This is a genomic window from Xanthobacter sp. DMC47 (genome assembly GCF_056313845.1).
Genome location: NZ_JBQUZM010000004.1, coordinates 1,687,925 through 1,701,789 on the forward strand (window position 1 = coordinate 1,687,925; position 13,865 = coordinate 1,701,789).

The window sequence follows — 13,865 nt, forward strand, 5'->3', positions numbered from 1 at the left end:
TCGACGCCCTGCTCGGCGACATCGCGAGCGGCCTTGCGCCCACGCGCCCCGTAGCCCCGGAGGAGCGCCCCGCCGCCCCCGCGCCGCGCCGCCCCCGCCTCGGCGAGCGCATCTGGGAGGAGAACCCCTTCGCCCCCGTCTCCGAGCCGGAGCCGGCCGCACCCGCCGTAGCGCCGCCCGTCGTCCCGCCACCCGCGCGCGAGCCGGAGGCCCCGGCGGTGGAGCTGAATTTCGAGGAGATCGTGTTCGCCCGCGCGCCGAGCACGCCGGCGGAAGAGCCGGCGCCGCCCGCCTTCGAGGTCCCCGCGCCCGAACCTGCGCCGCATGTCGCGGCACCTCAGGTCGCGGCACCCGAGGTTTCGGCACCCGACTTCGTCGAGACCTACGCCGCCGAGGCAAGCTATGCCGCGGTCTCCTACACCGAGCCCGCCTTCACCGAGGCGCCGCCGGAAGAGCCGGTCGCCGATCTCCGCACGCCCGAGGAACTGATGGCCGAGGCGCTGGCGGCGGCCACTGCCGGCCAGTATGAGGCCGCGCTCAACATCTGGGAGCCGCTGGCCCGCGCCGGCAATGCCCGCGCCCAGAACAATATCGGCGCCTGCTTCGTGGACGGCCTCGGTGTCGACCAGGACCTCGACCTCGCCCGCCGCTGGCTGGAACTGGCCGCCGAGGGCGGCGATCCGGTGGGCCGGCGCAACCTCGCGACCCTGTTTTTCAAGGGCCAGGGCGTGGCGCAGGACTATGCCCGCGCCGCCAACCTCTATCGCGCCGCCGCCGAGGATGGCGATGCCCCCGCGCAGGACATGCTGAGCTGGATGCTGCTGGAGGGCGAGGTGATGCCCCCCGACGCCACCGAGGCCCGCCGCTGGGCGCTGGCCGCGGCCGAGCAGGGCATCGGCTCCTCCATGACGCGGCTCGGCATGATCGCCCACAATGCGCTGGGCACCGATCGCGATCCGGTGGAAGCCGCCCGCTGGTGGCGCAAGGGCGCCGAGGCGGGCGACGCCGACGGGCAGGCCATGCTCGGCGCCGCCTACCATCTCGGCGCCGGCGTGCCGCACGACAAGATCGCCGCCTTCGCCTGGCTGCTGCGCGCCCGCGCGGGCCACAGCGCCCTCGCCGATCGCTTCTTCGATGCGGTGCAGGCCACGCTGAACCCGGAAGAGACCGCCGCCGCCCAGCGCCGCGCCGCCATTCCGCTGGGGGAGCTGCCCTAGGTGATCATCGGCACGGCCGGACACATCGACCATGGCAAGACCACGCTGGTGCGTGCGCTCACCGGTGTCGATACCGACCGCCTGAAGGAGGAGAAGGCCCGCGGCATCTCCATCGACCTCGGCTTCGCCTATCTCCCGGTGGGGGAAGAGGTGTTGGGGTTCGTGGATGTGCCCGGGCACGAGAAGTTCGTGCACACCATGCTGTCCGGCGCGGGCGGCATCGATTTCGCGCTGCTGGTGGTGGCTGCCGACGACGGGGTGATGCCGCAGACGCGCGAGCACCTCGCGATCCTCGATCTGCTCGGCATCGATAAGGGCATCGTCGCCCTCACCAAGGCCGACCTCGCCGATGCCGACCGCCTCGCCGCGGTGGAAGCCGAGATCACCGCTCTGCTCGCCCCCACCGGCCTTGCCGGCGCGTCCATCCTGCCCGTCGCGGCGGCGCGGGGCGATGGGGTGGAGGCGCTGCGCGAGGCGCTGGTGGACGCGGCGCGCGCCCTCGGCCAGCGGGCGGGTGGCGGGCGCTTCCGCCTCGCCGTGGACCGCAGCTTCACCCTGTCCGGTGCCGGCACGGTGGTGACGGGAACCGTGCTTTCCGGCGCGGTGAAGGTGGGGGACCGGGTGACGGTGAGCCCCTCCGGCCTCTCCGCCCGCGTGCGCTCCATCCGCGCGCAGGATCGCGTGGCCGAAACCGGCGTCGCCGGCGACCGCTGCGGCATCAACCTCGCCGGCGAGGCCATTTCCAAGGATGCCATTTCCCGTGGCGACGTGGTGCTGGACCCGGCGCTTCACGCCCCCGCCGACCATATCGACGCCGAGCTGAAGGTTCTGGCCAGCGAGCCCCGCTCCATCGCCCAGTGGCTGCCGGTGCGCCTGCACCATGCCGCGCGCGAGGTGGGCGCGCGCCTCGTGCTGCTCGGCGATGCCATCGCCCCCGGCGGCACCGGCAAGGTGCAACTGGTGCTGGAGGCGCCCATCGCGGCGGCGGCGGGGGACCGCTTCGTCATCCGCGACACCTCCGCCCAGCGCACCATTGGCGGTGGCCGCTTCCTCGATCTGCGCGGCCCGCGCCGCAAGCGCCGCACGCCCGAGCGCATCGCCCAGCTCGATGCACTGGCGCAGCGCGATCCCGCCGAGGCTTTGGCCGGGCTTCTGGCCGTGCCGCCGCACTTCGCCGACCTCGACGCCTTCGCCCGCGACCGGGCGCTCTCTGCCGATGAGGTGGAGGCGCTGGTGGCCCGGCTCGATCTCGCCCGGCTCGCCGCGGGCGCCACCACGCTGGCGCTGACGCAAGCGACGCTCGCGAGCTTCTCCGCCAGCGTCATGGCCGCCCTCGACGCCTTCCACGGGGAGAATCCGGACCTGCCGGGCCTCGGCCGGGAGCGGCTGCGCATGATGCTGGAGCCGCGCCTGCCGGCCGCCGCCTTCCTCGCTGCGCTCGCCGCATTGCCCGCCGGCACCATCCGGCAGGAGGGCGCGTGGGTGCGGCGGGCGGACTTCTCGGTGAAGCTCGCCGCCGCCGACGAGGCGCTGTGGGCGCGCATCAAGCCGCTGCTCACCGGCGAGGAGCGCTTCCGCCCGCCCCGCGTGCGCGACATCGCCGGCCTCCTCGCCGTGCCCGAGCCGGAGGTGCGGCGGCTCATGAAGCTCCTCGGCCGCATGGGCCGGGTGGACGAGGTGGCCCACGACCACTTCTTCCTGCGCCCGGTGGTGTCGGAGATGGTGGAGATCATCACCCGCCTCTCCGGCGAGCGCATGAAGGACGAATTCACCGCCGCCGCCTTCCGCGACGAAGTGCAGAACGGCCGCAAGGTGGCAATCCAGATCCTCGAATTCTTCGACCGTCACGGCCTCACCTTGCGCCGTGGCGATCTGAGGCGCATCAATCCGTTCCGGCTGGACCTGTTCGCCGGAGCGGCGGACGATGCGCCTGATATCACCGCGGCGGCGCCGTCGCGGGGAAGAGAAGCGTCCCTGGTGGGGCGTCCGGACTTCAAATCCGGGAGGGGCCGCGAGCCGGTCCTTGGTGGGTTCGACTCCCACTCTCTTCCGCCAAATTCCCTTGCACCAAATTCCACTGCGCCAAATCCGAAGCCCCCCGCGCCCGATGCGCGCCCCCGCAGCTACGGGAAGGGATCATGATCCCCGAGACCACACGGCCCGCCCCCCACGCCGAGGCCGCCCCCGATCCCGCCATCGAAGCGCGCGCCGCCGTCCTCGCCCGCCTCGACGCGGCGAAGGTCGCGGCCGACGTGGCCGAGACGGCCTATCGCGCCGAGGCCGCGCGCCGCACCGAGGAACTGGCGCGCGAGCGGGCCCATGCCTGGCGCCGGGCCGACCTGATGCGGTCCCTCGCCGGAACGCTCGACGGCATCGGCGATGCCGAGATGGCGGTTGCCGCCGGTCAGGCGCTGCTGCGCGCCCGGCTCGGCTGGTCCGACGACAGCGAGGCCCGCGCCGAGGTGCTTGCCCGCTTTGCCCCGGTCGCCGTGGCGCTGTTCGAGATGGAAAGCGAGGCCGCGCCCGAGGCGGCGCTCGCCGCGTTCGAGGAGTGGTACGCCACGACGCGGCAGAGCGCCTTCTGGTACCTGTTCGAGCACTACCTCCCCGACACGCCCCTCGTGGATTTCTGAAAGCCGATGGCCACCGATTTCGACGACTGGCTCACCCGCACCTTCGCCGACCACGGCAGCTTCACCGCGCTGGTGGTGCTGGTGCGCATCGCCGAGCCGGAGGTGAAGCCCCTCGCCTCCACCTTCCTCAACATCATCGGCGACGAGGTGGACTGGGCCGGCATGATCGCCCTGTTCGCCGGCTCCCGTCAGGCCTGGGACGGCGCCGCCTTCTTCGCGCAGGTGGAAGACGGCGGGCCGCTGGAAAACGCCGAGGCCCGCGGCCGCCTGCGCGCGCTGGAACAGCGCATCCGCGAGAACCGGCTGGTGCTGAACGAAGGCGATTTCTTCGACACCTTCGGCCGGCGGCTCAAGGTGGAGGAGATCGCGCCGAACTGAGGGGCGGGCCGGCTGCAGGGTTTGGAACCGTCATGCCCCGGCTTGTCCGGGGCATCCACGTCGCCGCCTGCTCGATGCCGCCATACGCCGCGCCGGCGGAGGGGTGGATCCCCCGCACAAGGCGGGGGATGACAGGAGGAAAAGCTGGCGCATTACAATCGGCCGCCGCTTTCCGGCGGGGTCGCCTCCCCCCTCCCCTACTCGATGGGAAAATCGAAATAGGTGTCGGGGAAGGGCTCGTCCTTCAGGGTGAAGTGCCACCATTCCTTGTCGAACGGCTTGAAGCCGTTCTGCGACATCAGCTCGGCCAGCAGGCGGCGGTTGGCGCGCTGGGCGGCGGTGACGGCGGCGGAATCGGGCCAGGAGCGCGGGCTGAACAGGTCGAAGGGCGTGCCCATGTCGAGGTCGCGCCGCGTCGCGAGATCGAACAGGGTCAGGTCCAGCGTCGAGCCGCGCGAATGGCCGGAGCGGGCGGCGATATAGCCTTCCGCGAACAGGTCCTTCTTGGCGACATCGGGATAATAGGTGGGCTTGGTCTTCTCGTCGGCGAGATCGCTTGCCCAGCGGGCGAAATGGGCGACGGCGCGGGCCGGGCGGTAGCAATCGAAGATCCTGAGGCCGAGGCCCTTCCTCTTCGCCTCCGCCGCCACCTTGGCCAGCGCCTCGGCCGCCGGGCGGGTGAGGAAGCAGCGGGCGGCGCCGTAGCCATCCACCCGCGATCCCACGAAATTGTCGCTCGAGAAATAGCGCACGTCGAACACGGCGTCCGGCACCACGCCGGCCACATCCACGAACAGGTCTGGCCGGTCGGTGCGGGCGTCAGCCGCGAGCGGGAGCCCCGCGATGGTGAGGGCGAGGGCGGCGGGCTTCACCAGGCGATCCATCAGGGCTTTGGCCATGCTGCGTTGCATGGCTGGAGCATAAGGCGCGGGTCGGGCGCCCGCCAGCGCCGCCTCACCTCATGCGCGAGGGCGGTTCCGGCACATCGACGGGATCGCGCAGCGGCGGCGGCTCCGGGATCGGGTCCTGGCGCGGCTCGCGGGAGGGGTCTCCCTCGGGGAGCGGGGGCAGGTCCGGCCCCGGCTCCGGAAACTCCGGCGGGTCCTCCACAGGATCGGGGGGCAGGATGGGCGGCTCCGGGGGACGGCCGGGCTCGGGCGGGGGGAACGGGCCGCCGATCAGGGCGGCCAAGCCTGAAGAGGAGGACCGGCCGCCCATCCGGGCGGCCGTATGGGTTTCAGCGCCGGAGCGCAGCGGAGAGACGCGGGCGAAAAGGTTCATCCCGGGCCAACGCCCGGGCTTCCCCGCTGTTCCCGCGCCCCGCCTGCGCTCAGGAGAAGAAGGACGTGATGGTCTGCCAGATGCTCTTCTTGGGCGCGGCAGTGGCGCCGGCCTCGGCGGGCTTGGCGTCGGTGGAGATGGTGCCGGGCGCCGCCTGCGATTTGGCCACCGCTTCCGGCGAGAAGACGCCGGCGAAGGCCGGGATCTTGGCGAGGGTGTCGGGGCCGGCCATGCCGTCCGCGTCGAGCCCGTTCTTCTCCTGGAATTCCTTCACCGCCTTGGCGGTGCCGGGGCCGAAGGCGCCATCGGCGGCGATGCCCAGCGCCGTCTGCAGCTTCTTCACCGCCTCGCCCTTGGTGCCCACGGTGAGCAGCACCAGTTCGGGCAGGCCGAGGGCCGTGAAGGTGTCCGGCCCGGCGATGCCGTCCGCGGCAAGGCCGTGCTGGGTCTGGTAGGCCTTGAGGGCGGCCTCGGTGGCGGGGCCGAACTGGCCGTCCGCAGCCACGCCGAGCTTCGCCTGAAGGATCTTCACCGGCTCGCCCGCAAGCCCACGCTTGAGAAGTGCCATGACACACCCCGGTCGTTTTGCCCCGGCCTGAGGGCCGGCGCCTGACATTGGGGGAAAAGCGCCGCTGCGGCACCCTCAAAAATCAACCGCACAAAAGAAAAATGCCGGGTCCTGGAGGGGACCCGGCAAGTATCGCTGCAGAGCAGCGAACCTTCCAGAGGGGAACAGCTGATGCACCGCACAGGATGCGATCAGCGCAAGCCAAAGATGCTCCCCGAATAGGCAGAATGCAACGTATACTGATCGCATATCAGGCATGTGCCCAGCGCTTGGCTGGGCAATCTTCGCCCTACCAGAGCACCGGTACATGTCATAAATCAGTAATTCCAGCGCTGCGCCTTGGAAATCAGGAAGTCGCGGAAGACCTGAATCCGGGCCACCGAGCGCATTTCCTGAGCATATGTGAAGTATGCCTCCAGCTTGGGCGTCTCGCGATCGGTGAAGAGCTGCACCAGGGACGTGGAATCGTCCGAGAGATAATCCGGCAGGGTGCCGATGCCCACGCCGCGCTCCACCGCGCGCTTGAGGCCGAGCACGTTGTTGACCTCGAAGGCGGGAATGCGCGGGGTCGAGCCGTCGCGGCCGGCATGCTCCAGCCAGTTCAGCCCCTGGAAATAGGAGGGGATCGGCCCGCCGAGCAGCAGGATGCGGTGCTTGTCCAATTCGTCCAGCGTGCGCGGATGGCCGTGGCGCTTGAGATAGTCGGCCGAGGCGTAGGCATGGAAATGGACGGTGAAGAGCTTGCGCTGCACCAGGTCCGGCTGCACCGGCTGGCGCATGCGGATGGCCACGTCCGCCTCGCGCATGGCAAGGTCCAGCTCCTCGTCGGTGAGGATGAGCTGGATGCGGATGTCCGGGAACAGCTCCACGAACTCGCCCACCCGCGCGGTGAGCCAATGGGTGCCGAGGCCCATGGTGGTGGTGACGCGCAGGTCGCCGTTGGGCTTCTCGCGGCTGTCGGTGAGCTGGGCGCGCGCCGATTCCAGCTTGAGGAACACCTCATGGGCGGTGCGGTAGAGCAGCTCGCCCTGCTCGGTGAGGATGAGCCCGCGGGCATGGCGGTGGAACAGCGGAACCTTCAGTTCCGCCTCCAGCGCCGAGACCTGCCGGCTCACCGCCGACTGGGAGAGCCCCAGCGTCTCGCCGGCATGGGTAAAGGAGCCCGCTTCCGCGGCCACGTGGAAGACCTTAAGCTTGTCCCAATCCATCCGGCCCGAGCCCCTTGAGCATCACCGGCATCCGGCCGGCGAGGTGGCGCTGTTCTTTCGCTTGTCTCGGGAGAAGCTGCGGGCCCCCCGCCCCGCGGCCTTCCTTGAACCCATTTAAATCCGTACCGGGCGTTCCCGCGCCCGGACGTCCTATTCCGCCGCCTGCGCCACGCTGTGATGGGCGAGGAACCGCTCCGCCTCCAACGCCGCCATGCAGCCCCGCCCGGCGGCCGTGACCGCCTGGCGATACACATCGTCGGCCACGTCGCCGGCGGCGAACACGCCCGGCACGGACGTCGCCGTCGAATCGGGCGCCGTCCACACGTATCCGCTCTCCTTGAGCTTCAACTGGTCTTTGACCAGCTCTGTGGCAGGCGCATGACCGATGGCGATGAATATGCCGTCAGCGGGTAGCTCGGTGAGGGTTCCGGTCCGAACGTCGCGCAGGCGCGCGCCGGTGACCTTGGAAATGTCGCCGGTTTGACCCACCACGTCGGCCACCTCGGAGTGCCACACCACATTCACCTTGGGGTTGGCGAACAGGCGGTCCTGCAGGATGCGCTCGGCGCGGAAGGCGTCGCGGCGATGCACCAGCGTGACCTTGGAGGCGAAATTGGTGAGGAACAGGGCCTCCTCCACCGCCGTGTTGCCGCCGCCCACCACCACGACCTCCTTGCCGCGGTAGAAGAAGCCGTCGCAGGTGGCGCAGGCCGAAACGCCGAAGCCGCGGAACGCCGCTTCCGATTCGAGCCCCAGCCAGCGCGCCTGGGCGCCGGTGGCGAGGATCACCACGTCGGCGAGCCACGTGTCGCCCGATTCGGTCTCCATGCGGAACGGCCGCTTGGAGAGATCGAGGCTGTTCACGTGGTCGGCGATGATCTTGGTGCCCACATGCTCGGCCTGGGCGCGCATCTGCTCCATCAGCCAGGGGCCCTGGATGGGATCGGCGAAGCCGGGATAATTCTCCACATCCGTGGTGATGGTGAGCTGGCCTCCGGGCTGGATGCCCTCGAACAGGACCGGCTCCAGCATTGCGCGAGCCGCATAGATGGCCGCGGTATAGCCGGCCGGACCCGACCCGATGATGACAACCTTGGCGCTGTGGGTGGTCATGACGTCCTCGAAAACCAGAAGCTCGAAATGGAAAAACCGCGACAAGAGAGGGGACGGGCCGTGGGGCGGCCGTCCGATGGCCGCAGCGCGAGCTATGCCCGAATGTAGGGGCTCCCTTGTTCCCCCACAAGGCGGCAGCTTCTGTCTCTTCGCAGCGCAAACGACGCAATATTATTTCGTTGCGTTGCCGCATACGGCGACTAAGGTGCGCGGACGTTACGCCCCTGTCCGCCGCGTCTGCGCCCCCGTCCCGAAGGAGCCGTGCCTTGACCGTTCGCCTCGATGCTGTCGACTGGAAAATCCTCGACGAGCTGCAGCGGGACGGTCGCATGACCAATGTGGAATTGTCGCGGCGCGTGGGCATCTCCGCCCCGCCCTGCCTCAGGCGCGTGCGCGCGCTGGAGGAGGAAGGCATCATCGAGGGCTATCGGGCCCTGCTCGACGAGAAGCGTCTCGGCTACGACCTCATGGCCTTCGCCATGGTTCATCTCATCAGCCAGGCGGAGGCGGACCTTGCCGCCTTCCAGGAGCGCATCGCCGGCTGGCCGCTGGTGCGCAGCGCCTGGATGCTCTCGGGTGACGTGGATTTTCTGATGCTATGCGTGGCGCCGGACCTGCGCACCTTCCAGACCTTCGTGCTGGACATCACCGCCGCGCCCAACGTGCGCAACGTGAAGACCGCACTGACCCTCAAGCAGTCCAAGGACGCGCCGATCGTGCCGCTGGAAGCCGGGCTGCCGAAGGGGGCGTGAGGCGTCGCCTCATGGGCGGGCGCGGCGGCCGCTGAAGTTCAGAGGGCTTTATTGAACATGAGAGACGTCATCCCCCGGCTTGTCAGGGGGATCCACGGCGCGACCGGGCGGGCTCCCGGGCTTGGCGCACCGCGCCTGCGGCGGGGTGGATGCCCCGGACGAGCCGGGGCATGACGGCGGAGAGGATAAGGCGAACGGGCATCGAACATTGGCAGCGTTCGGCGGCCATGCCTGCGCCCCGCTTGCCCCTCGAAACCCTCAGGCCCAGCGCACGTCCGCGATCTCGAACGAGCGGGCACCCTTGGGGGTGACGACTTCCACGGAAGCGCCCTTCTTCTTGCCGATGAGCGCGCGGGCCACCGGCGAGGAGATGGAGATGCGGCCGGCCTTGGCGTCAGCCTCGCTGTCGCCGACGATCTGCCAGACCTTCTCTTCCTCGGTGTCCTCGTCCACCAGCGTCACCGTGGCGCCGAACTTGACGATGTCGCCGGAGAGTTTCGAGACGTCGATCACCTCGGCGCGGGAGATCTTGTCCTCCAGCTCGGCGATGCGGCCCTCGTTCAGCGACTGCTGCTCCTTGGCGGCGTGATATTCCGCGTTCTCGGACAGGTCGCCATGGGCGCGCGCCTCCGAGATGGCGTTGATGATGCGCGGACGCTCCACCTGCTGACGCTGCTTCAACTCTTGCTCGAGGGCGACAAAGCCGCCCGCCGTCATCGGAATCTTCTCCATGGGTCCTTGTCAGACCTCCTGAAACTGCTCGGTGCGCCGGAGGCCCACAGGTGGTGCCGGCGTCGAAAAGAAAGCCGCCCCGTGGAGCCTTTCGGCCCCCGGCTGCGGCGACTGTCCCGGCTCGGGCGCATGACGGCCCCCGGGCGATGCTCCCGTCCCGCGCCTTGAGACGCCGGACGGCCGCGACGAACGCGTCGAGGCCCAACGGCCCGCGCGATCCGGTGTTCCCTTGCGGGGTCAGGCGACGGAGGCCTCGCCCCGCGGGCTGACGCGGGCGCTGCCGCCCTCGGCACCGAAATAGCCCTGCAGCGGACGCACCGTCAGGTCGCCGCCCACATAGGCCTTGATCCCCTGCGCCGCAGCGATGGCTCCGGACAGCGTGGTGTAATACGGCACTTTCTGCAAGAGGGCGGCACGGCGCAGCGAGCGGCTGTCCGCCAGCGCCTGCGCGCCCTCGGTGGTGTTGAACACCAGCTGGACCCCGCCGTTCTTGATGGCGTCCACGATATGCGGCCGGCCCTCCAGCACCTTGTTGATCTTCGCCGCCGGCACGCCGTGCTCCTCCAGGAAGCGCTGGGTGCCCGAGGTGGCGATGATCTTGAAGCCGAGGTCCACCAGCATCTTCATGGTGGGCAGGATGCGGATCTTGTCGCCGTCCTTCAGCGAGACGAACACCGTGCCGGACTTGGGCACCTTGGTGCCGCCGCCCAGCTGGCTCTTGGCGAAGGCGACGCCGAAATCGGTGTCGAGGCCCATCACCTCGCCGGTGGAGCGCATCTCCGGGCCGAGCACCGTGTCGACGCCCGGGAAGCGGGCGAAGGGGAACACCGCCTCCTTCACCGCGATGTGGCCGAGCTTGGGCTGCACGAGGTTGAAGCTCGCCAGCTTCTCGCCGGCCATCACCCGAGCCGCGATCTTGGCGATCGGCAGGCCGATGACCTTGGCCACGAAGGGCACCGTGCGCGAGGCGCGCGGGTTCACTTCCAGCACGTAGATCTCGTCGCCCTTGATGGCGTACTGCACGTTCATCAGGCCGCCGACGCCCAGCGCCAGCGCCATGGCCGCCGTCTGCTTCTCCAGCGCCGCGAGGGTGTCGGGCGAGAGCGAATAGGGCGGCAGCGAGCAGGCGCTGTCACCCGAATGGATGCCCGCCTCCTCGATGTGCTCCATGATGCCGGCGATGAACACGTCCTTGCCGTCACACAGCGCGTCCACGTCCACCTCGATGGCGTCGGACAGGTAGCGGTCGAACAAAAGCGGGTTCTTGCCGAGGACGGTGTTGATCTGGCCCGTCTTGTCGTTTGGATAGCGCGCCTTGATCTCCTGCGGCACGAGGCCCGGCAGGGTCTCCAGCAGGTAGTCGCCGAGCTGGCTCTCCTCGCGGATGATCTGCATGGCCCGGCCGCCCAACACGTAGGAGGGGCGCACCACCATGGGATAGCCGAGCTCGGCCGCGACGAGGCGGGCCTGCTCCACGCTGTAGGAGATGCCGTTGGCCGGCTGGCGGATCTTGAGCCGGTCGAGCAGCGTCTTGAACCGGTCGCGGTCCTCGGCGAGGTCGATGGCGTCGGGCGAGGTGCCGAGGATCGGCACGTCCGCATCCTCCAGCGCCTTGGCGAGCTTGAGCGGCGTCTGGCCGCCGAACTGCACGATGACGCCCTTCAGCGTGCCCTTGGTCTTCTCGCGGGCGATCAGCTCCAGCACGTCCTCGGCGGTCAGCGGCTCGAAATAGAGCCGGTCCGAGGTGTCGTAGTCGGTGGAGACGGTCTCCGGGTTGCAGTTGACCATGATGGCTTCATAGCCGGCATCCTTCAGCGCGAAGGCAGCATGGCAGCAGCAATAGTCGAACTCGATGCCCTGGCCTATGCGGTTGGGACCGCCGCCGAGGATGATGACCTTCTCCCGCTCCGAGGGCTGCGCCTCGTCGGCGAGCTTGCCGGCGAAGGGCGTCTCGTAGGTCGAGTACATATAGGCGGTGGGCGAGGCGAACTCGGCCGCGCAGGTGTCGATGCGCTTGTAAGCCGGGCGCACGTCGAGCGCGTGGCGCCGCGCGCGCACCTCGCCCTCGTGGAGGCCGGCGAGGGTGGCGAGGCGGGCGTCGGAGAAGCCCATGGCCTTGAGGCGGCGGAACTGGCCGGCCGTCTCCGGCAGGCCGAGCCGGCGCACCTTCTGCTCCATCTCGACGATGCCGCGGATCTCCGCGAGAAACCACGGATCGATCTTGCAGGCGGCGTGGATCTGCTCGTCGGAGAGGCCGAGGCGCATGGCCTGGGCGACATAGAGCAGGCGGTCCGGGGTCGGCGTGCCGAGCGCCGCGCGCACGGCATTCTTGTCGTCGCCCTGGCCGAGGCCCTCGATCTCGATGTCGTCGAGGCCGCTGAGGCCCGTCTCCAGCGAGCGCAGCGCCTTCTGGAGCGATTCCTGGAAGGTGCGGCCGATGGCCATGGCCTCGCCCACCGACTTCATGGCGGTGGTCAGCGTCGGCTCGGCTCCGGGGAACTTCTCGAAGGCGAAGCGCGGGATCTTCGTGACCACGTAGTCGATGGTGGGCTCGAAGGAGGCCGGGGTCGCGCCGCCGGTGATGTCGTTCTCGATCTCGTCCAGCGTGTAGCCGACGGCGAGGCGCGCGGCGACCTTGGCGATGGGAAAGCCGGTGGCCTTCGACGCCAGCGCCGAGGAGCGCGACACGCGCGGGTTCATCTCGATGACGATGAGCCGGCCGTCCTCGGGGTTCACCGCGAACTGCACGTTGGAGCCGCCGGTCTCCACCCCGATCTCGCGCAGCACCGCAAGCGATGCGTCGCGCATGATCTGGTATTCCTTGTCGGTCAGCGTCAGCGCCGGCGCCACCGTGATGGAATCGCCGGTGTGGACGCCCATCGGGTCGATGTTCTCGATGGAGCAGATGATGATGCAATTGTCCGCCTTGTCGCGGACAACCTCCATCTCATACTCCTTCCAGCCCAGCACGCTCTCCTCCACCAGCACCTCGTTGGTGGGGGAGGCATCGATGCCGCGCTCGATGATCTCGATGAACTCGGCCTTGTTGTAGGCGATGCCGCCGCCGGTGCCGCCCATGGTGAAGGATGGGCGGATGATGGCGGGCAGGCCCACCTCGTCCAGCGCCTCGAGCGCCTGGGGCAGGGTCTTGATCTGGCGGGACTTGGGCGTCGAGAGGCCGATCTTGGTCATGGCCTCGCGGAACAGCTCGCGGTCCTCGGCCTTGTCGATGGCCTCGGCGGTGGCGCCGATCATCTCGACGTCATACTTTTCCAGCGTACCCATCTTCTTGAGCGACAGCGCGCAGTTGAGCGCGGTCTGGCCGCCCATGGTGGGCAGGAGCGCGAAGCCCTTGGAGCGGTCGCCGCGCTCCTTCTCGATGATCTTTGTGACGATCTCGGCGGTGATGGGCTCGATATAGGTCGCGTCCGCCATGTCCGGGTCGGTCATGATGGTCGCGGGATTCGAGTTCACGAGGACGACCCGGTATCCCTCCTCCTTGAGCGCCTTGACCGCCTGCGTTCCGGAATAGTCGAATTCGCAGGCCTGCCCGATCACGATGGGACCGGCGCCGATGATGAGGATGGTTTCGATATCGGTGCGTTTCGGCATATCCGTCTTTGAGCCCTCGACCGCCGCCACCCGCGCCGCTCAGCCGGCGAGGACAATGGGATCCGTTTCCATCAGGAGCCGCCCCGTCGCGGCGCCCGCGCCTTCCTAGCGCCCGCCGGGCGCAAAAAAAGGGCCGCGGGTCACGCGCCCCAGAAAGGTACGAGCTTGGCCGGGGCCTGCTCCCAGACTTGCGCGCGGGCGGGAGGCAGCGCGGATGTCACACCTCACGGATGTCACACCTGCGCAATTTCCCGGGCCCTTGGCGCTGATGGGCTTCCTTAGACCATAATTTGCGGCGACGGAAGCCATGTCACCGAGATGACGCCGCGCCGGGAATACACATCCCCGCGGGGTGTCCGGCGCCCGCCCCG

General features: G+C 69.4%; 11 protein-coding genes, 1 tRNA gene and 1 pseudogene. 6 read left to right on the forward strand and 7 right to left on the reverse strand.

What is annotated here, in order from left to right:
* Window positions 1-488 precede the first annotated feature (488 nt).
* The 5 genes and pseudogenes from ACT54R_RS19690 (at window position 489) to ACT54R_RS19710 (ending at window position 4,228) form a co-directional block, all read left to right on the forward strand.
* Entirely contained in the window at window positions 489-1,217 is a 729-nt protein-coding gene (locus ACT54R_RS19690) for a tetratricopeptide repeat protein (protein WP_476329241.1), read from the forward strand.
* Window positions 1,218-3,086 (forward strand): annotated as a pseudogene (selB, locus tag ACT54R_RS19695) (selenocysteine-specific translation elongation factor); the annotation flags it as partial.
* A gap of 90 nt (window positions 3,087-3,176) precedes the next feature.
* A tRNA-Sec gene (locus tag ACT54R_RS19700) sits at window positions 3,177-3,272 on the forward strand.
* Between the two features lie 83 nt (window positions 3,273-3,355).
* Window positions 3,356-3,850, forward strand: coding sequence for a hypothetical protein (locus ACT54R_RS19705; RefSeq protein WP_476328999.1), 495 nt, complete (start codon window positions 3,356-3,358; stop codon window positions 3,848-3,850).
* A 6-nt stretch (window positions 3,851-3,856) separates the two neighbouring features.
* Complete coding sequence (locus ACT54R_RS19710; protein WP_476329001.1) at window positions 3,857-4,228, forward strand: hypothetical protein; 372 nt, start codon at window positions 3,857-3,859, stop codon at window positions 4,226-4,228.
* A gap of 197 nt (window positions 4,229-4,425) precedes the next feature.
* Here ACT54R_RS19710 and ACT54R_RS19715 read toward each other — a convergent pair whose 3' ends face one another.
* The 5 genes from ACT54R_RS19715 to trxB all read right to left on the reverse strand — a co-directional run bounded on the left by ACT54R_RS19715 (window position 4,426) and on the right by trxB (window position 8,398).
* Window positions 4,426-5,127: a M15 family metallopeptidase gene (locus ACT54R_RS19715; protein ID WP_476329003.1), complete on the reverse strand. Its 702-nt coding sequence runs from the start codon at window positions 5,125-5,127 to the stop codon at window positions 4,426-4,428.
* A 55-nt stretch (window positions 5,128-5,182) separates the two neighbouring features.
* On the reverse strand, window positions 5,183-5,509 hold the full coding sequence (locus ACT54R_RS19720; protein WP_476329005.1) for a hypothetical protein: 327 nt from the start codon (window positions 5,507-5,509) through the stop codon (window positions 5,183-5,185).
* 49 nt (window positions 5,510-5,558) lie between these two features.
* Window positions 5,559-6,077 carry a peptidoglycan-binding domain-containing protein gene (locus ACT54R_RS19725; protein WP_476329007.1) on the reverse strand — a complete coding sequence of 173 codons (519 nt, stop codon included), beginning with the start codon at window positions 6,075-6,077 and terminating at the stop codon, window positions 5,559-5,561.
* A 317-nt stretch (window positions 6,078-6,394) separates the two neighbouring features.
* Window positions 6,395-7,285 (reverse strand): LysR family transcriptional regulator, encoded by an 891-nt coding sequence (locus ACT54R_RS19730; protein WP_024277513.1) that lies wholly within the window; start codon window positions 7,283-7,285, stop codon window positions 6,395-6,397.
* 150 nt (window positions 7,286-7,435) lie between these two features.
* Window positions 7,436-8,398, reverse strand: a complete 963-nt coding sequence (trxB, locus tag ACT54R_RS19735) for a thioredoxin-disulfide reductase (RefSeq protein ID WP_476329009.1) — start codon at window positions 8,396-8,398, stop codon at window positions 7,436-7,438.
* Window positions 8,399-8,664: 266 nt separating this feature from the next.
* Between trxB and ACT54R_RS19740 the strand changes: the two genes are divergently transcribed.
* Window positions 8,665-9,150, forward strand: a complete 486-nt coding sequence (locus tag ACT54R_RS19740) for an Lrp/AsnC family transcriptional regulator (protein WP_168462470.1) — start codon at window positions 8,665-8,667, stop codon at window positions 9,148-9,150.
* A gap of 258 nt (window positions 9,151-9,408) precedes the next feature.
* Here the strand turns inward: ACT54R_RS19740 and greA are convergent, their stop codons facing one another.
* Window positions 9,409-9,882, reverse strand: a complete 474-nt coding sequence (greA, locus tag ACT54R_RS19745; RefSeq protein WP_029557132.1) for a transcription elongation factor GreA — start codon at window positions 9,880-9,882, stop codon at window positions 9,409-9,411.
* A gap of 237 nt (window positions 9,883-10,119) precedes the next feature.
* On the reverse strand, window positions 10,120-13,494 hold the full coding sequence (gene carB, locus ACT54R_RS19750; RefSeq protein ID WP_168462469.1) for a carbamoyl-phosphate synthase large subunit: 3,375 nt from the start codon (window positions 13,492-13,494) through the stop codon (window positions 10,120-10,122).
* Window positions 13,495-13,865: the final 371 nt, after the last annotated feature.